The 19093-nt window shown below is 31.2% G+C and carries 15 protein-coding genes; 13 read left to right on the top strand and 2 right to left on the bottom strand.

Features of this window, described 5'->3' with window-relative positions:
* Nucleotides 1-66: 66 nt before the first annotated feature.
* A complete protein-coding gene (locus ACKTTC_RS01015; protein ID WP_408037451.1) occupies nucleotides 67-4350 on the bottom strand; it encodes an immunoglobulin-like domain-containing protein in 4284 nt (1427 codons plus the stop codon).
* 334 nt (nucleotides 4351-4684) lie between these two features.
* On the opposite strand from ACKTTC_RS01015, the gene ACKTTC_RS01010 reads away from it, so the two are divergent.
* The gene (locus ACKTTC_RS01010; protein WP_408037449.1) at nucleotides 4685-5326 is read left to right on the top strand and encodes a DUF937 domain-containing protein; all 642 of its coding nucleotides are present in this window, start codon (nucleotides 4685-4687) and stop codon (nucleotides 5324-5326) included.
* 96 nt (nucleotides 5327-5422) lie between these two features.
* On the top strand, nucleotides 5423-5728 hold the full coding sequence (locus tag ACKTTC_RS01005) for a DUF6787 family protein (RefSeq protein ID WP_408037447.1): 306 nt from the start codon (nucleotides 5423-5425) through the stop codon (nucleotides 5726-5728).
* 1 nt (nucleotide 5729) lies between these two features.
* On the opposite strand, the gene ACKTTC_RS01000 is transcribed toward ACKTTC_RS01005, so the two are convergent.
* Nucleotides 5730-6035: a hypothetical protein gene (locus ACKTTC_RS01000; protein ID WP_408037445.1), complete on the bottom strand. Its 306-nt coding sequence runs from the start codon at nucleotides 6033-6035 to the stop codon at nucleotides 5730-5732.
* Nucleotides 6036-6118: 83 nt separating this feature from the next.
* Between ACKTTC_RS01000 and ACKTTC_RS00995 the strand changes: the two genes are divergently transcribed.
* The 11 genes from ACKTTC_RS00995 (at nucleotide 6119) to ACKTTC_RS00945 (ending at nucleotide 18740) form a co-directional block, all read left to right on the top strand.
* Complete coding sequence (locus ACKTTC_RS00995) at nucleotides 6119-6754, top strand: NUDIX hydrolase (RefSeq protein ID WP_408037443.1); 636 nt, start codon at nucleotides 6119-6121, stop codon at nucleotides 6752-6754.
* Nucleotides 6755-6791: 37 nt separating this feature from the next.
* Entirely contained in the window at nucleotides 6792-7667 is an 876-nt protein-coding gene (locus ACKTTC_RS00990; protein WP_408037441.1) for a lysophospholipid acyltransferase family protein, read from the top strand.
* Between the two features lie 3 nt (nucleotides 7668-7670).
* Nucleotides 7671-8762 carry a M42 family metallopeptidase gene (locus ACKTTC_RS00985; protein WP_408037439.1) on the top strand — a complete coding sequence of 364 codons (1092 nt, stop codon included), beginning with the start codon at nucleotides 7671-7673 and terminating at the stop codon, nucleotides 8760-8762.
* A gap of 302 nt (nucleotides 8763-9064) precedes the next feature.
* The gene (locus ACKTTC_RS00980; protein ID WP_408037437.1) at nucleotides 9065-10225 is read left to right on the top strand and encodes an aminotransferase class V-fold PLP-dependent enzyme; all 1161 of its coding nucleotides are present in this window, start codon (nucleotides 9065-9067) and stop codon (nucleotides 10223-10225) included.
* 3 nt (nucleotides 10226-10228) lie between these two features.
* Nucleotides 10229-10774, top strand: a complete 546-nt coding sequence (locus tag ACKTTC_RS00975) for an NUDIX hydrolase (protein WP_408037435.1) — start codon at nucleotides 10229-10231, stop codon at nucleotides 10772-10774.
* A gap of 232 nt (nucleotides 10775-11006) precedes the next feature.
* Nucleotides 11007-11762 carry a hypothetical protein gene (locus ACKTTC_RS00970; RefSeq protein WP_408037433.1) on the top strand — a complete coding sequence of 252 codons (756 nt, stop codon included), beginning with the start codon at nucleotides 11007-11009 and terminating at the stop codon, nucleotides 11760-11762.
* Nucleotides 11763-11895: 133 nt separating this feature from the next.
* Nucleotides 11896-13800 carry an alpha-amylase family glycosyl hydrolase gene (locus ACKTTC_RS00965; RefSeq protein ID WP_408037431.1) on the top strand — a complete coding sequence of 635 codons (1905 nt, stop codon included), beginning with the start codon at nucleotides 11896-11898 and terminating at the stop codon, nucleotides 13798-13800.
* A gap of 126 nt (nucleotides 13801-13926) precedes the next feature.
* Nucleotides 13927-14838, top strand: coding sequence for a helix-turn-helix domain-containing protein (locus ACKTTC_RS00960; protein WP_408037429.1), 912 nt, complete (start codon nucleotides 13927-13929; stop codon nucleotides 14836-14838).
* A 260-nt stretch (nucleotides 14839-15098) separates the two neighbouring features.
* Complete coding sequence (locus ACKTTC_RS00955; protein WP_408037427.1) at nucleotides 15099-16241, top strand: WD40/YVTN/BNR-like repeat-containing protein; 1143 nt, start codon at nucleotides 15099-15101, stop codon at nucleotides 16239-16241.
* A gap of 467 nt (nucleotides 16242-16708) precedes the next feature.
* Nucleotides 16709-17089, top strand: a complete 381-nt coding sequence (locus tag ACKTTC_RS00950; RefSeq protein ID WP_408037426.1) for a hypothetical protein — start codon at nucleotides 16709-16711, stop codon at nucleotides 17087-17089.
* A gap of 28 nt (nucleotides 17090-17117) precedes the next feature.
* A complete protein-coding gene (locus ACKTTC_RS00945; protein WP_408037425.1) occupies nucleotides 17118-18740 on the top strand; it encodes a class I SAM-dependent methyltransferase in 1623 nt (540 codons plus the stop codon).
* Nucleotides 18741-19093: the final 353 nt, after the last annotated feature.

Raw genomic sequence — 19093 nt, 5'->3', positions numbered from 1 at the left:
TACATAGAAAGCTTTTTATAAAAAAAATGAGATAATTTAATTATCTCATTTTTTTTTGTTATTTCTTTATTTTTTGATGATTTTTATTGTCTTAACTCTACTCTTCATCAGTAAATTAATATGGTAAATTCCAGTTCCTAAATGCTCTAAATTAATTTTCTCTCCATCTTTTATGCTTCCTTCTGTTATTTTCTTCCCTAACGAATCGCTAATGAAATAATTTGCTTCTTCTTCAGGAAAAACAATTTGAACAAAATCGTTTTCTACTGGATTTGGAAATACTATTATTTTTTTAGACTTCACTTTAATTAGCCTTACAACCTCTACTGCATTATTTCCTGAACTATCAGTTACATTATACGTTACACTATAAGTTCCAGTTATGTTTGTATTAACATTTCCTGAAGTTATTATTTGATTGGTGATATCTCCATCTAAACTATCAAAAGCTGTTGCTCCAAGCTCATTGTACGTTCCTCCAAACTCAATTTCTTCTATTTCATTTCCATTTAATGTAATTACAGGGATTCTTGTATCTACTACTCGAATAGTTCGAACTACTTCAACAGCACTATTTCCAGAGCTATCCGCTACATTATATGTTACTTGGTACGTTCCTAAAGTAGATGTATCTATATTATTTACCAATACAATGGCTCCTGTTATATCTCCATCTAAATTATCTACCGCTGTAGCTCCAGCATCTAGATAATTGCTTCCTGCTTCAACTTCAATTATAGCATTTCCATTTAATGTAATGACTGGGATTTGAGTATCTACAACTCGTACAGTACGTACAACTTCAACAGCATTATTGCCTGAACTATCAACTACATTATAAATAACCTGATACGTTCCTAAAGCTGCTGTATCTACATTATTTGCAACTACAATTGCTCCTGTTATATTTCCATCTAGATTATCTGTTGCCGTAGCTCCAGCGTCAACGTAATTAGCTCCTACTTCCACTTCAACTATAGCATTTCCATTTAATGTAATAACTGGGATTTGAGTATCTACAACTCGTATAGTACGAATAACTTCAACAGCATTATTTCCTGAACTATCAACTACATTATAAGTAATTTGATACGTTCCTAAAACAGATGTATTTACATTATTTGCAACTACAATTGCTCCTGTTATATTCCCATCTAAATTATCTACCGCTGTAGCTCCAGCATCTACATAATTACTTCCAGCTTCTACTTCTAACATAACATTTCCATTCAATATGATTACTGGAATTTGAGTATCTATAACTCTTACAGTACGTACAACTTCAACAGCATTATTTCCTGAACTATCAACTACATTATAAGTAATTTGATACGTTCCTAAAACAGATGTATTTACATTATTTGCAACTACAATTGCTCCTGTTATATTCCCATCTAAATTATCTACCGCTGTAGCTCCAGCATCTACATAATTACTTCCAGCTTCTACTTCTAACACAGCATTTCCATTTAATGTAATTACAGGGATTTGAGTATCTACAACTCTTACAGTACGTATAACTTCAATCGCATTGTTTCCTGAACTATCAACTACATTATAGGTAACTTGATATACTCCTAAAACTGATGTATCTACATTATTTGCAACTACAATTGCCCCAGTTATGTCTCCATCTACATTATCTAATGCCGTAGCTCCTGCATCTATATAATTACTTCCAGCTTCTACTTCTAGCACAGCATTTCCATTTAATGTAATTACTGGTACTTCGTTATCATCTATACTCGTAATTTGTATTGCATAATCCTCTACTTCTCCTGCAAAGAAAGTTCCACACGGTCCTGTATTACCTTCTACCATTGCAACTCTCATTTTTGCATATCCGTTGTTTACGTTATTTGGAATCGTAAAGTTTTCTGAAATATTATTGTCTCTTATTCTATCTGTACTTATAACACGTTCATTAGCATCTTCAAAATCTCCATCTCTATTATAATCTATCCAAACAATATATCGATACCTTGCAAATGCAGATCTTCTATTTACAGTAATTCTCAGTTCATGCTCAATACCTTTTCTTAAATTTGTTGAAAGATGGTTATAATTCGTATACACACTATTTCTAGATGGGTTTGCAATAGTTCCTAATTCGAAATTTGTGATAAATCCATCGGCATTTTCACTTTCTAAAGAACAATAATCATGTGTTGTTCTAAATCTAATTGTGTTTGTAAAATCAGAATCTACAGCTGCTCCTCCGCCTCTACATCTACTTTTAATTTTTACTTCATACTCTGTATTTGGTTGCAAACCTGTTAACCTTAATCTATCATTAGATGTTCTAATCACTCTGTAATTTACATCACCTACTCGTCTAAAACTTACCCTAATTACTGCACTTGGTACATCTGTCCAACTTAATTGTGCTGAAGTTCCTTCAATATTAGAAACTCTCAAATTCTGTGGTACCTGAGCAACACAAGCTATTGCTGGCTCTATATTAAAATTATGATTAGAAATATCAAAGAATATATGATCGCGTCCTCTAATCATTATTCTATTGTTACTTCCAATATGATTAGGAACTCTTATATGATGAGCTCCGTTATTTACCACATTTTCAGCCAAAATAACAGGATAAGTATCTCCTCCATCTGTAGACATTAAAATATCTACATGAGTAGCGTTTACTCCATTAACATCAGTTCCAGCAACATCCCAGTTAATCCATTCACTTCCACCTACATTCCATGTAATATTTTCATCACTTGGATAGTTTACTAGAAAAGGACCAGCTTCTTCAACAACATTTATTTCTACATCATCACTATTATTCGTACTTCCATTATCTCTATTGTCTCTAACTGTTAATCTAAAGTTGTACGTTCTAGCAACATCTGCTAAGGCTTCCCATTTCCAAGATGTACTACCTTGTTTTATAATTGATAGATTCGGAAAGTATCTTTTATTATTTCTCGTAGGTTCATAAGATCTAAAAGCTACTCCTCTAGTTCTTCTTGGAGAAGGAAACGTATTCCCTCCTCTATTATCATCTACTTGTTCCCAACAATATGTTAGTTCATCATCTACATCTGCATCGTTTGCTTCTCCAGACAATACAAAAGGTGTTCCTTTTGGAATGGTATAATCATTACCTGCATTAACAACTGGCACATTATTTCCTGTATTGACATCAACTTGACACCTTGTTCTTTTTATAACGTTTGTTACTTGTCTTATTGAAGCTGCATGAAAATACGGATCACTATGTAACTGTACGTTTGCATTTCCTCCAATTCCTGCATATCCCATAATAGTTGATCCTGTCCCTGGCTCCATTTGCACTCCAGTTCTTTCTGAACCTCTATGTGTCCATGTATGATTTGCTCCAAACTGATGTCCTATTTCATGGCATACATAATCTATATCAAAGTTATCTCCTTCTGGAACATCATGAGCAGAATAACCACTTCCTTTTCTACCGTTTTGGCAAACACAACCAATACAACCAGCATTTCCGTTAGGCCTGGCATGCGTAAATAAATGTCCTATATCGTAATTCGCTTCTCCAATTTCTCTTGTAAGCGTTCTTTGCAATTCTCTATTAAGATTCCTTCCTCCAGAATAAGGATCTGTAGCACTGTCTAAATAAATAACGTCTTCAGTATTGGCTATTAATTGTAATCTTACATTAAAATCTTTTTCAAATACTGCATTTACTCTAGTCATTGTTGCATTTACTGCTGCCAAAGCTAAAGCTCTAGTCCCTCCGTGATACGCTGTATATTGCCCTGTAACAGAAATAGCAATTCTATAAGTTCTTAAGATAGCATCATCTGCGTTTCTATTTTCAACATGGTTCTTTTCTGAGTTTTCTTTCAAAGCATCAACTGTACTACAGAAAAACTCATTTTCTTTAACACCTCTATTGTATATTTTGTAAATATCTTTTTGGTTTTTAACAGGTGTTATAAAGACATCTTTCTTTCCTTCAGTTAAAGACATACTTTGCAAACCATTATCTGAAATAGAAAAATAAATATGATCTAGTTGATCATTTATATTTACTCCTTTATATGATTTAATAGTTGGGTATTTCAGTGCTAAATCAGGATGCATAATTGAATATTCCTGAATTTTATATTCATTTATTGTTCCTTCTACATTAGGAAAACTAATGATTGTTTCTGAAGTTTTTCCGCCACTTCTATTTAATGTTGTTGTTAATGCCTTTTTAAAAGCATCTAATTCTAATTTATAAAAAGCCTCATTAGTTCTTTTTACTACTGTACTTTTACTTTCTAATTCAACTTTTTTCCATAGCTTATTTTGCTGAGCATACATTGCTAACGACAATAAAATAGAAAATAGGGATAATTTTAACTTCATAAACTTTAATTGATTGTTCTACTTCATAAAGGAGATTGTGGGGGCAACGTACTTTAAAAAATGAAACACAATTTTAATCGATTCTTTAGTAAAGAATTATAGTAAACCATAGAAATTATTAATACTAGAATTGTATAATACTTTAGAATCATAACTTTATTTTATATTAAAATTTAAAAATAGTTTCAACGACATATATAACAACTGAAATGAAGTCTTCCCTACCTCTTCATTAAACTTTTTTTAATTTTTTGTAAAAATTTATGTGACCTAAAATCCGTATATTGTGTCTATATAATTGTCAGAATAGTAATTAACTTTAAAACATAAACAAATGGAAGGAATCTTAGATTTACTAAATAGTCCAATGGGTAAAACAATTATTAGTGGTGTTGCTGGTTCAACAGGACAAGACAATGCTAAAACCAGTAATGTTTTAACTATGGCCTTACCTGTATTAATGAAAGCAATGCAACGTAACGCTGCTACTCCTGAAGGAGCAGAAGGTTTAATGGGTGCATTAAATAAACATGATGGTGGAATCTTAGATAACTTAGGTGATTTGTTTAATGGTGGCGTAGATTCATCTGTTGTAAATGATGGAAGCAAAATTTTAGGACATGTTTTAGGGAACAAACAACAAGGTGTAGAACAAGTAATTGGTCAAAAAGCTGGATTAGATGCTGGCTCTGTTGGGAGTATTCTAAAAACTGCTGCTCCAATCTTAATGGGTCTTCTTGGAAAACAATCTAGACAAAGTAGTGTTAATAATTCAGGTGGTTTAGGTGATTTACTTGGTGGTATGTTAGGTGGTAATAGCACACAACAAGAGCAAAGCTTTTTAGAAAAAATATTAGATGCTGATGGTGATGGTAGTGTTATTGACGATGTTGCTGGTATGGTTTTAGGAAGTGGAGATAAAAAATCTGGTGGTTTATTAGGTGGACTTTTAGGTGGTATATTTGGCAAGAAATAAGAATTAATCTACATAATAACAAAAGGGTAAACAGGCTTGTTTACCCTTTTTCTTTTCTATACATTTGCCAGCTGTTAGATATTTAAATTTTTTTCTGTGGAAAAATTAAAAGAACGTTGGGGACTGAAAACAAATTGGGATGTTACTGCTGTATTAATCGTTTTTGCGATTAATGGTTCTTTCTCTGCTTGGGTAGCTAAACCTGTAACACATTTTTTAGGATTATCTCCTGAAACAATGAGCCCTTGGGTATATTATCCATTAAGAATTTTGTTAGTCTTTCCTATTTATCAATTAACCTTACCTATAGTTGGATGGTTATTTGGACAGTTTAAGTTCTTCTGGAATTTTGAGAAAAAGTTTCTTAGCAGATTAGGACTAGGCTTTCTGTTTAAAAAATAATTTACACATCAATTGTTTTTTTATTGTCATTACTTCCCTCTTCCTTGTTTGTAACATAGGTATAAAACCACATTAAAGTAAATGTAGGAACCGCATCTATCCAAGGCATTGCTTCCTCTATAAAAACAACTACTGCAGCAATTTTACCTTTATCTCCTTTATACATTTTCGTCATTAAATAAGCAGATAATGGAGCCCATACAATATCTATAGCTTCTGCAATTCCAGGAATGATATAAGATATATATCCAATTGCATCAAATAATAGACTAAGTGCTAGTTTTTGATATTTATTTCTTCTATTCATACTTTTATTTCACATTTAAAGCCTTAAATAAAAATTTAAGCCATTATATTAGACACGTCAATTCAGAAAAAGTAACAGCATTAATGAAGTTTTCTTATTTTAAAAACAATATTGAACCACTACAAACAAAAACATTAGGAGGAATTACTTCTCAATTTAAATTAGTTCCTGAATTAAGAATTAAAATCTCTGAAGAAAAAATTCGAAATAGTAATCCTCGAAAAGCTGCTGTATTGGCTTTATTTTATCCTGATACCAATGATGAAACTATATTTTTATTAACTAAAAGAGCTAGTTATAATGGTACACATTCTGCTCAAATAAGTTTTCCTGGTGGTAAATATGATGAAGTTGATCCTTCTTTGGAAATTACTGCCTTACGAGAATTAGAAGAAGAAGTTGGCGTGCATAGAAATACCGTAACAGTTGTTAGAGAATTATCTGACACTTATATTCCTCCCAGTAATTTCATGGTAACTCCTTATATGGCTTTTTTAAATAAAAAGCCTGATTTCGTTCCTAACGAAGAAGTTGCTGAACTTATAGAAATACCTGTTAAAGAACTCATTAATGAAGCAAATGTTTCTTCTGTTGTTATGGAAACTTCTTACATGAAAGAGATTGAGGTTCCATGCTTTAAGTTTAAAAATCATATCGTATGGGGTGCCACAGCTATGATGCTCTCTGAAATAAAAGATTTATTGAAAGAAATTGAATAAAAATGTTTTGTAAATTTGTTAAATTAAAAAAGTATTTATGCCCCTATTTAAAAGGAATCCATTCGGACATATTTTATTTATAAAAAGATTTCTTATTCAAGTACTAGGTGTTATTTCACACGGACGCTACAGAAAGTTTAATCAACTACAAATTGAAGGTTCGGAAATTTTAAGACAACTACCTGATAAAAACGTTTTATTTATTTCTAATCACCAAACATATTTTGCAGATGTTGCTGCTATGTTTCATGTATTTAACGCTGCTTTAAAGGGGCGTGATGATAATATTAGGAATATTGCTTATTTATGGAAACCTAAACTTAACATATATTATGTAGCTGCTGGTGAAACTATGAGAGCAGGACTTTTACCTAAAATTTTTGCTTATGTTGGTTCTGTATCTGTAGAAAGAACTTGGAGAAGTCAAGGAAAAGATATAAAAAGGCAAGTAAAAATGTCAGATATTTCTAACATTGGTAAAGCTTTAAATGATGGTTGGGTAATTACTTTCCCACAAGGAACAACCACTCCTTTTAAACCAATTCGTAGAGGTACGGCACATATTATCAAAACTTGTAAACCTGTTGTTGTTCCTATTGTTATAGATGGCTTTAGACGCTCTTTTGACAAAAAGGGATTGATGATTAAAAAACGTAATGTTTTACAATCTATGGTTATTAAAGAACCATTAGATATTGATTATGAAAATGAAGAAATTGCTAGTATTGTTGAGAAAATTGAATATGCAATTGAACAACATCCTTCATTTTTAAAAGTTTTAACGCCTCAGCAATTAAGAGAACAGGAAGAATATATTGAACAACGTCGTTTTTGGGGTCCTGAACATCATAAAGAAAAAATGGAAAAAGAACGTAAAAGACGAGAACAAGAAAATAAAAACAAGAACACATAAATTATGTCAAAAAACACCTCTATTTTAAATGAAAAGTCGTTAGACTTTTTAGAAAAATATTTAAATAATGCGGCCCCAACTGGTTACGAATGGGAAGGGCAAAAAATCTGGATGGATTATTTAAAACCATATGTTGATGAATTTATAACAGATACTTATGGAACAGCTGTAGGTGTTATCAACCCAGATGCTCCATATAAAGTAGTTATTGAAGGACATGCCGATGAAATTTCTTGGTATGTAAATTATATTTCAGATAACGGTTTAATTTATGTAATTAGAAATGGTGGTAGCGATCATCAAATAGCGCCTAGTAAAGTTGTAAACATTCATACCAAAAATGGTATTGTAAAAGGTGTTTTTGGTTGGCCAGCAATTCATACTAGAGATAAAGGAAAAGAAACACCTCCTAAACAAGATAATATCTTTATAGATGTTGGTTGTGCCAATAAAGAAGAAGTAGAAGCATTAGGTGTTCATGTTGGATGTGTAATTACATATCCAGATCAATTCCATATTTTAAATGGAGACAAATTTGTTTGTCGTGCTTTAGACAACAGAATGGGTGGATTTATGGTTGCTGAAGTAGCTCGTTTACTTCATGAAAACAAAAAGAAACTTCCATTCGGATTATATATTACGAACTCTGTGCAAGAAGAAATTGGATTAAGAGGTGCAGAAATGATTACAGAAACAATACAACCTAATGTTGCTATTGTTACAGATGTTACTCATGATACTACTACTCCAATGATTGACAAGAAAAAACAAGGTCATTTAGAAATTGGTAAAGGTCCAGTTATTGCTTATGCTCCAGCTGTACAACAGAAGTTACGCGATTTAATTATTGAAGGTGCAGAAGAAAATGAGATACCTTTCCAACGTTCTGCACTATCTAGAGCTACAGGTACAGATACTGATGCCTTTGCGTATAGTAATGGTGGTGTAGCATCTGCTTTAATATCACTTCCATTACGCTACATGCATACTACAGTAGAAATGGTACATAGAGATGATGTAGAAAATGTAATTAAAATGATTTATCAAGCTTTATTAAAGATCGAAAACGGAGAAGACTTCTCTTATTTTAAATAAAAAATTGAATATCCGTATCGATTCATAATTACGTTTTTAGCATCATTCCGAATTTACCTGTGCTGAACTTGTTTCAGTATTTAGAAATCTCATCATGCTATTAAACAATGATTGGAGATGAGAACCTGAAACAAGTTAAGGGTGGTATTTCTTACTTATTATGTATTGCGGATAATCATATAAAAAATAAACAGTACAAACGTTCTTGTGTCATTTTGAACTTTTATGAAAATCTTAAATGGATTCATCATAATGTTCAAAATGACATTTTTATTTTTATACTGTTTTAAACTTTTTTCTAAATGAAACTACAGCATCAAAAACAGTTATTTACACTTCCTGAGAATATTACTTATTTAAACATTGCAAGTTTATCTCCATCTTTTAAAAGTATTGAAGAAGCCGGAATAAAAGCTGTAAAAGAAAAAAGCACTCCTCATTTAATTCCCAGTACTAACTTTTTTGAACCTGTTATCGAGCTTAAAAAGTTGTTTACTAAATTGATTCATGCAGATAATTACAATAGAATAGCCAATATTCCTTCTGTTTCTTATGGCTTAGCAACAGTAGCGAATAACACTCAACTTAAAGAAGGAGATGAAATTCTTTTAGTAGAAGGACAATTTCCTAGTAATTACTATGTTTGGGATACATTAGCTAAGAAATATAATGCAGTTATAAAAATTGCTGAGCAACCTGAAAACAAAATTGGTAAAGGAAAACTTTGGAATGAAACCATTCTAAATTCTATTTCTGATAAAACAGCTGTAATTGCTTTAGGAAATATTCATTGGGCAAATGGAACTATATTCGATTTAAAAGCAATTCGTAAAAAAGCAACTTTACACAATGCATTACTTATCATAGACGGAAGTCAATCTGTGGGAGCATTACCTTTTTCTATAAAAGAGATTCAACCAGACGCATTAATTTGTGCAGGTTATAAATGGTTATTTGGTCCTTATGGATGTGGATATGCTTATTTTGGAAGTAAGTTCGACAATGGAACTCCTATAGAAGAAAACTGGTCTAATAGGTTAAACAGTGAAGATTTTAGCAGACTTACCAATTATCAATCTCAATATAAACCACTTGCCAATCGTTACTCTGTAGGAGAACATGGAAGTTTTATATATGTACAAATGCAAATTGCAGCCATAAAACAATTACTGCAATGGAATCCTGAAGACATTCAAAACTACTGTCTTTCAATTACAGCTTCATCTATTGAGCGTTTGAGAAATGCTGGTTGTTTTATTGAAGAAAATACTTATAGAGCAAAACACTTATTTGGTGTAGAAATTCCTAAATCTGTTAACCTACAGAGTTTAAAAGATAAACTTTCTAAAGAAAACATTTTTGTATCCTTTAGAGGAAATTACATTCGAATTTCATGTCATTTATACAACACTGAAAATGAAATTATAAAACTAACAGATTGTATCTTATCTGAAATTTCTTAAATAATGGATGAATTAATTGATATTGTAGATAAAAACGGTGATTATACTGGTAAAACTTGTTTAAAATCTGAAGCCCATAAGTATGGGTACTTCCACCCTACTGTACATATTTGGATCTATACTACAGATCAAAAAATTCTACTTCAAAAAAGAGCATTGACTAAGAAAGTTTTTCCTGGTTTATGGGATATTTCAGTAGCTGGACATGTAGGTGCTGGCGAAGTAATTGAAGAAGCCGCTCTTAGAGAAGTACAAGAAGAAATTGGTTTTACAATATTTTCTGAACAGCTTTATAAAATAGGAACACGAGTACATCAGGTAAATCATCCTAATGGAATTATAGATAATGAATTTCATCATGTTTTTATTGCTGAATTAACAGTTCCAATTACAGAATTGATAATCCAAGAAAGTGAAGTTGCTGAGCTAAAATTATTCGACTTATCTATTTTAAACAACACTTCTGCATACGAAAATGTACTTCTTCCAGAATATAGTCAGTACTACGAATTTGTTTTCAATGCTATCATTTTAAAAATAAACGAATGATATCTACTTCTGTATGAAGTATAAAAAAACTAAACATTCTTAAATAAGCTCATAAAGTAAAAAACACCATAAGCCTAGGTATTCTAGGGTAAAAAAAGCATTTTATACTGCAAAAAATACAATTCTATAGCTTTTCTATGCTATACATACAGTAAATAAGAAAGACACATTAAGAGAATACACAGTTTTTTAAATTTGCAGCATAAATTTTAAAAACCAAAAATTACACTTAATGAAAAAAAATACCGTTTTTATAGTCCTATTACTAGCATTGAGCTTTACAAGTTGTATGACTGAAAAACATAATTTTCCTGTAGAGAAAGAATACTGGGATGTTAATGATTATGATAAGGCCATTCTTGACTTACGATTTACCTATGAAGATAATGAAACAAAGCCTACTTTAGATCATCCTGAGCAAAGAATTATTGTTGAAAAATTAACCAATCCACAGAATTTCAAAATAATTTTAGATGATAATAAGCTAGATTTTAACCAAAGAAATAAAATCGCTTCTGAATTCATTTCACACTGGAAAGATATGAATCAGATTTACAATGTTACTGAAAGTGGTAAATATGTTTACGGAAAAGAAATGCTTGCAGTTTGGCAATTTGGTTTAGAATTACAACTTGCTGCTTTTGATTTACAATTCGATGAAATTTTAGCAAAATCTGACAATCCTGAAGATGAAAAAGTAAAAAAACGCGTAAATGCTAGCATGAAAAAACTAATAGATAATTATGGTAACTACCTAAACCTAATTACTAATGAAGATGCTTTTTACGAAAAAGAAAAAGAAGAGTATGCAAAAGGAATTGACACATACTTTAAACAGCTTATACAGGTATATCCAGATGCAGATTATGATAGACTCTTAAACAAAGCCAATGCAATGCTTAAGAAAACAAGATCTGCTACTATTAAAAAATCTTTAAAAAGATTAATTGATCAAATCAATACTTTAAACAATAAAGACGAGGCTTAGGCCTTAACAACTTTATTAGATATAATAAAAATCCATAGTATTTAACATGTTAAATACTATGGATTTTTTAATGCTATAACATACCTTAAAAAATATAAAATGTACCTTAGTCATATATTTTTATTTAAGCATTATGAGGAATATTTTATTAGTATTATGTTTTTTAGCAATATTCATAAGTTGTAAACAAGAACAAACATCTCCAACATCTAATAAAAAACATACTGCTTTTAATGCACCTCCAGCATGGTCTAAAAATGCCATTTGGTATGAAATTGCCGTAGAACGCTTTAGAAACGGAGATACAACCAACGATCCAACTGCTAAAGACATTCAAGGAGCTTATCCTGGTTTTGTTCCTGAAAATTGGAAAACTACTCCATGGACACAAGATTGGTATAAACCCGATGCTTACTTTAAAAACACCAAAAACTACAAAAACTTTTATGGAGATACGTTACAACGTTTTGTAGACAAAGTACAAATGCGACGTTATGGAGGAGATTTACAAGGGGTTTTAGACAAAATAAACTATATAGATTCCCTTGGTATTACTGCCATTTACTTTCGTCCTTTAAACGATGCTCCTTCTTTACATAAATACGATGCTCGTAATTGGAGGCACATTGATAGAAACTTTGGTCCCAATCCTGAAGAAGACATTAAAATTATAAATAGTGAAGTTCCTAACGATCCTAGCACATGGAAATTTACACATGCAGATTCTCTTTTCTTAAAAGTAATTGATGCTTTTCATAAAAAAGGAATTAAAGTGATCCTCGATTACTCATGGAATCATACTGGTAAAACCTTTTGGGCATGGCAAGACGTTATAAAAAACCAAGAGAAATCTAAATTTAAAGATTGGTATTGGATTGATTCTTTTGATGATCCTAATACGCCTGAAAATGAGTTTAAATATCATGGTTGGTCTGGTGTACACGAACTTCCTGAAATTAAAGAAACTCAAAAGCAAGATTTAGCGGTAGATGTAGAAGCTTTTGAAGGAAATGTATATAGTAAAGCTGTAAAAGATCACATTTTTGCTATTACAAAACGTTGGTTAGATCCTAATGGAGATGGAAACACCTCGGATGGTGTAGATGGTTACAGATTAGATGTTGCTGCGGAAATGCCTCTAGATTTTTGGAGAGATTACAGAAAACATGTAAGAAATATTAATCCAAATACATATTTATTAGGTGAAATTTGGTGGCAAGAATGGCCAGATAAACTTTTAAATCCTGCTCCTTTCTTAAAAGGAGACATTTTTGATGCAGTAATGAATTATAGATGGTTTAGAACTTCTAGACATTTTTTCAATACAGCTCCTGATACTATTTCTTCTGGTGAATTTATAGATAGTATACAAAAATTCAAATTGGGTATTAGTACCAATAACAATTATGCTATGATGAATTATACATGTGGCTTTGACACTCCAAGATTGCTTACTTCGTTGTTTAATAAAACGAAATATAAATTCAAATGTAAAGCACATGAAAATCCTTCTTATAAAATCCATAAACCAGATACCGATACCTATCAAACGCTAAAGTTATTGTTGGTACATCAATACACCTATATTGGAGCTCCACACATTTGGGCAGGTGATGAAATGGGAATGTGGGGAGCAGATGATCCTTCATGTAGAAAACCTTTAATTTGGTCTGATCTTACTTTTGAAGATGAAACAACACATCCATTAAAATTAGATAGACCAAGAGATTCTGTTCAATTCAATCATAATTTGTTCAATTTTTACAGAAAACTCATTCAAATTAGAAAAAACAATCCTGTGCTTATTCACGGAGATATTGAGTTCATAAATCAAAGTAATCCAAATATTTTATTATACCGTCGTTTTGATAAAAAACATGAAATATTTGTAGCATTTAATATTGGGCAATCTGATCAAAAAATTACGCTACCAAGTAGCACTAAAAAGGATTATAAAAATCTCTTATCTCGGAAAATAATTGATATTCAAAATTTTACTATCAAACCAAAAACTGCCTATATTTTAAAAGCAGAATAAATTCAAAAAACCCAGTATTTATATAGGTTTTAGCGGAAAATAAACACTAACAATTATTTAACATTTTTAAGAAAATTGGTCTGGGTTTTGCATTTTATTTTTACGCTATAAAATGCTTATGACTATATGAATTCAATACCATACTTTACTACGTTCGACTTAAAAAAACACTTTTTTAAAGAAGATGAAGCCATAGAAAAGTTATATACGAACAACGCTGAAAACTTTTTCATTGCACCATTTTCCGCTTTTAAAAAACAAATAAAACTTCCTGTTCCCTATTACAGACGATCTGTTACACAAATTTATGTAGTTACAAAAGGAGCTGCTAAAAAACGCTGTAATCTTAATCAAGTTACTATTGCGGCTGGACAAGCACATTTATGGTTACAAGATCAGATTTCTGCGGTAGATTGGTTGTCTGATGATATCGAAGGTTATTTCTTACACTTTAGTCAGGAGTTTATTTTACAATCGCAACATACAACTCGTGTTTTCGAGGATTTTCTTCCTTTAAATCAATACATGGAATCTCAAGCAATTACTTTAGATTCGAAAACACAGCAAATATTGGTTCAGAATTTAGAACGCATGCATTACATGCATATCCATAATTTTTCTGAAAAAATAATTCGTTCCTACTTATTAGCTATTCTTTATGAAATAAATCATCTTTTACCTGCACAAGCCGATCATTCAACCACTACAAACAAACATTCTGACTTGGTACATAATTTCAAAAAGCTACTGATTGAAAATATTACGAAAGAACAAAGTGTAGCTTTCTATTCAGAAAAACTTAATGTCTCTCCTAACCATCTAAATAAAACTGTTAAGAGTGTTACAGGAAAAAGTACTAAAACATGGATCAATGATGTACTATTAATTGGTGCTAAAATTCTATTGGCTCAATCGGAGTTAAGCATTAATGAAATAGCTTATACACTTGGGTTTTCTGATCCTTCTTACTTTAATCGTTTTTTTAAAAAACACACAGGAATCTCTCCATTTGTATACATGAATCATAAGAAAGATTGATTTGTCCTATACACAGATTGATTTTTAAAACCCTTCCTTTTCTTTCTAAAATAACTTTGTCATCGAGTTAAGCTTAACATGATTATAAACATTTAAAAAGTATTGCTATCATTAGAAAAATAAAAATTGTGAATAGTTATTCTTACTAATCAAAAAGAATAACATACTTAACCTTCTCCCCCATATAATTCCCTATTAATAATTATTTAACCATAAAGATTTATCACAATAAATCATTAAAAAAATCAAATTTAAAAAACATGAAGTTAAAAGGAATTTTTACTATTATTTTAAGTATTATACTATGTACTGCCTGTTCTACCAATGATGAAGAACCTGTTGTAGATGTTGTAATTGATAACGGAGATGGCGATACTGACACAGGTGGTTCTGATGATCAAGGAGATTCTTCTAATTCACTCGCAACTATAGTAAAACTAAACGCTTTTACAAACTTGCCTTTAAAATCAATTCATTTTGCTGATGAAAACACTGGTTTTATTGCAGCCTCTAAAAATGACGAAACTACTACTATATCTGAAATTTATAAAACTACTGATGGTGGAATAACTTGGAATAAAGTATTTTCAGATAACTTTTATATTGAAAACATTAAGGTGCTAACACCTAATTTAATAGCTGCTGTTGCATTAACAGGTGAAATCCTTATTTCTAAAGATGCAGGTACTTCTTGGGAAGTACACACCATTTTTACCAATCGCGGAGTTGTATTGAAAGATGTTACCTATGATAAACATGATGAAATATATGTTATAGGGTATCATGAAGCTACTAAAAAAGGGGTTGTGTATTTAACTTGGAATGAAGGTGAACTATGGAATGAATACACAGGAAATGATGAGTTTAAAGAAATGATGCAAAATAATATGCTGAGCAGTGTAGACTATATTAAAGAAACAGGATACATGATTATTGGCGGTGGACTGAACAACAAAGGAATTCTTGTAACACAATTTGAAAGTAAATTTGAAATACTAGAAACCAATCAACCAATTCGTTACTTAGATGTTGCAGCAAAAAGCGGAACTGTGATGGCTGTAGGAAACAACGGTATTGTAAATAGTGCTAGCGAACTTGGAGGTATATATGGAGTATATTCACAACACAATTGGACAACATTTGATTATAATGATAATAACCGCTTAACTGCTGTTGCTTTAGGTACAGGAACATCAGGAAACATTATTGCTGTAGGACGTAATAAGTCTAACAACTTAACAAATGGTGAATTTATAACACTTTCTAAAGACAACGGAAATAACTGGGAACGTATCAATCATCAATTTCCTACTGCTGCATGGAACGATATTCATGCATTAAACGAAGATACTTTTATTGTTATTGGTAATAATGGATTACTAATTCTACTTACAGTAAAATAACATTCATTTACAAATAAATAGATACAATGTACAGTAATTTTATTTCATAAAGTTGCTGTACATTTTATATTCTTCTTTAAGCACAGGATTGATTTGTCCTATAATTCGATTGATTTTTAAAAGTCAATTCGTTTTTTTAAATATAAGTTTGGTTTTACTATTTGGGGTGTAATATAAATTATAATCAACCAATTAAAATCTGTATTACAAGTTCAAATTATATCTATACATAGTTAGTTCTTCACATTCCCCCTAGTTTGTTAATAATCAATCATTCCCTCTAACTAGGTAAAGCAAATGAAACTTATTCCTGTAAGCATTTCATTTGCTTCTCTCTTTTTATAAACCTTAGTTTGCAATACATTCATCTTATTTTTACTCAAAAGATTTTTAATAATTCAGTATCGTTTCAATTTATCTATTAAATTTATAGCTAGGACTTATACCATTTACAATCTAAAGTAATAATGAAAGGAATCTTAGAAATAGACACTGTAACAATAAAAATTAATTGGGATAAACATTCATATTTATACGATGCAATTCAAAAATCGCCTGCTTTAACAGGAAGTACGAATAATATTGGAGGTGAAGTTTTCTTTTATCAATACGATTTAGATCTAGCTTTTAATGGTACAGAAAAAGAAGTTTTTGATGTAGGTGATGTTGTATACTGGAGATCACCAAAAGAAGCAGGAAAATTTGGAATCTTATTTATGTATGGAGCAACTTCTTATGGAGATGGCACATTACCTAGAACCTCTAGTCCGGGCGTAAAAATAGGTACAATTACCAATGTACATGCTATTTCTGAAATACCAACAGGTGTTTCTATTTCAATTATATAATTAACCTTACAACAAACCATTACAACTTATGCTATCTAAACAAGAGAAATCAATACTTAGAGGTACTTTATTTCGTCATTTAGACGGAATTGTAACATGTCCTGCTGCTTATGAGTTAGCACAAAAAGGAATCACTACTTTTTTGCTTGAACAACAATCTGCTGATGTTACTGAGCTTTCTAAAAAGTTTAAAGCAAACGAAGGCTATCTTAATGTAGCCTTACGAACATTAGCCTCACAAGGTTGGTTAACATACAATGTAAACAATCAAGAAAATACTGTTACGGTTGCTATTAACGAACACTCTCAAGTTGCTTTTCAACATTTTCATCTGTATAAAGAAGCTGTTGCATTATTAAAATTCTCAGAAAATTTTAGTTCTAGAAAATTTGAAGTAGCTCCTTTTTTAAAATTAGAAGCATTATTTAACAACTTAAAAAATAACTTTGGTATTGAAATTTCTAATGAAGCTAAAACAGCTACAATTCAAAAGCAAATTTTAACGCATATAGAAGGAATTATTGTGGGGCCCACTTTAGTTTTATTAGGCATGAAAGGAATGTTTCATAAATATTTTATGCAAACCAAATTTAAAGCTGAGGAGTTTCATAAAGATCCCGAAAACTTTGGGCGTTTATTAGACATTCTTACACATTTAGGCTGGTTTCATAAAACAAACGGTTCTTATGAATTTACTGATAAAGGATTGTTCTTTGCAAGAAGAGCAAGTGCATATGGAGTTACGGTCTCTTATATTCCTACACTTCGAAAATTAGACAAATTTATTTTTGGAGACCCAACAATTTTTAGAGCTTCTGGACCAGGAAATGAGGAGATTCATGTAGATAGAGAAATGAATGTTTGGGGAAGCGGTGGTGCACATGCAGCATATTTTAAGGTATTAGATGAAATTATCATCAATTTATTTAACAAACCAATACACGAACAACCTAAAGGTATTTTAGATGTAGGTTGCGGAAATGGTGCTTTTTTAAAACACCTTTTCAACGTAATAGAAAACCAAACAGAAAGAGGAAAGGTATTAGAAGATTATCCTTTGTTTTTAATTGGTGTTGATTATAACGAAGCTGCGTTACAAATTACACGCAAAAACTTAGTACAAGCAGATATTTGGGCTAAGGTTATTTGGGGCGATATAGGAAATCCTGCAGCAATGTCCAAAGATTTACAAGAAAAGTATGGTATCCAACTTTCAGATTTGTTGAACGTGCGAACGTTTTTAGACCATAATAGAATTTGGGAAGAACCTAAATTAAACGGTAAAATAACAACTACAACTTCTACAGGAGCTTATGCACATCGTGGTGTACGCATTAATAACAATTTAGTTATAGAATCTTTAAAACAACATTTTAATAAATGGAAACCTTACGTTAGTAAGTTTGGTTTATTATTAATAGAGCTACACACTTCGAAACCAACATTGGTTGCGCAAAGTCTAGGAAAAACTGCTGCTACGGCTTATGATGCTACTCATGGTTATTCAGATCAATACATTATTGAAATTGACGAATTCATGAAATCTATGGAAGATATTGGACTCATTCCTTATGAAAATACATTTAAAAAGTTTCCGAATTCTGATTTAGCCACTGTATCTATTAATTTATTTACGACTAAAGATTTATAGTTGATTAAAGAATAGAGAGAAAAAATCAAGTATATCATCTTGAGTGTACACTGAGGGAACTCGAAGTGTAAACGAAAGATCTATAGTATTAGAATAAACATTTCTCCGAATGAAAGATTCTTTCAGTCGCTACTGCTCCTTCGGAATGACATCGTCTATATTCGAATTCTTTTTTCGAAACAGAAGATTCTTCACTTTGCCTTCTAGTTTCCTCAGGCTCCGCTCAGAATGACAAATGGTTCGTCATTGCGAACGAAATGCAATAGAATAAAGCAATCTGTTTATCTAATAGAAAGATTTCCTTCAGCCGCTACCGCTCCTTCGGAATGACGTGCTTTTATTCCAATTCTTTT

Source organism: Tenacibaculum amylolyticum (assembly GCF_964511145.1).
Classification (GTDB): domain Bacteria; phylum Bacteroidota; class Bacteroidia; order Flavobacteriales; family Flavobacteriaceae; genus Polaribacter; species Polaribacter amylolyticum.
This window is presented reverse-complemented; position numbering and strand designations above follow the sequence as displayed.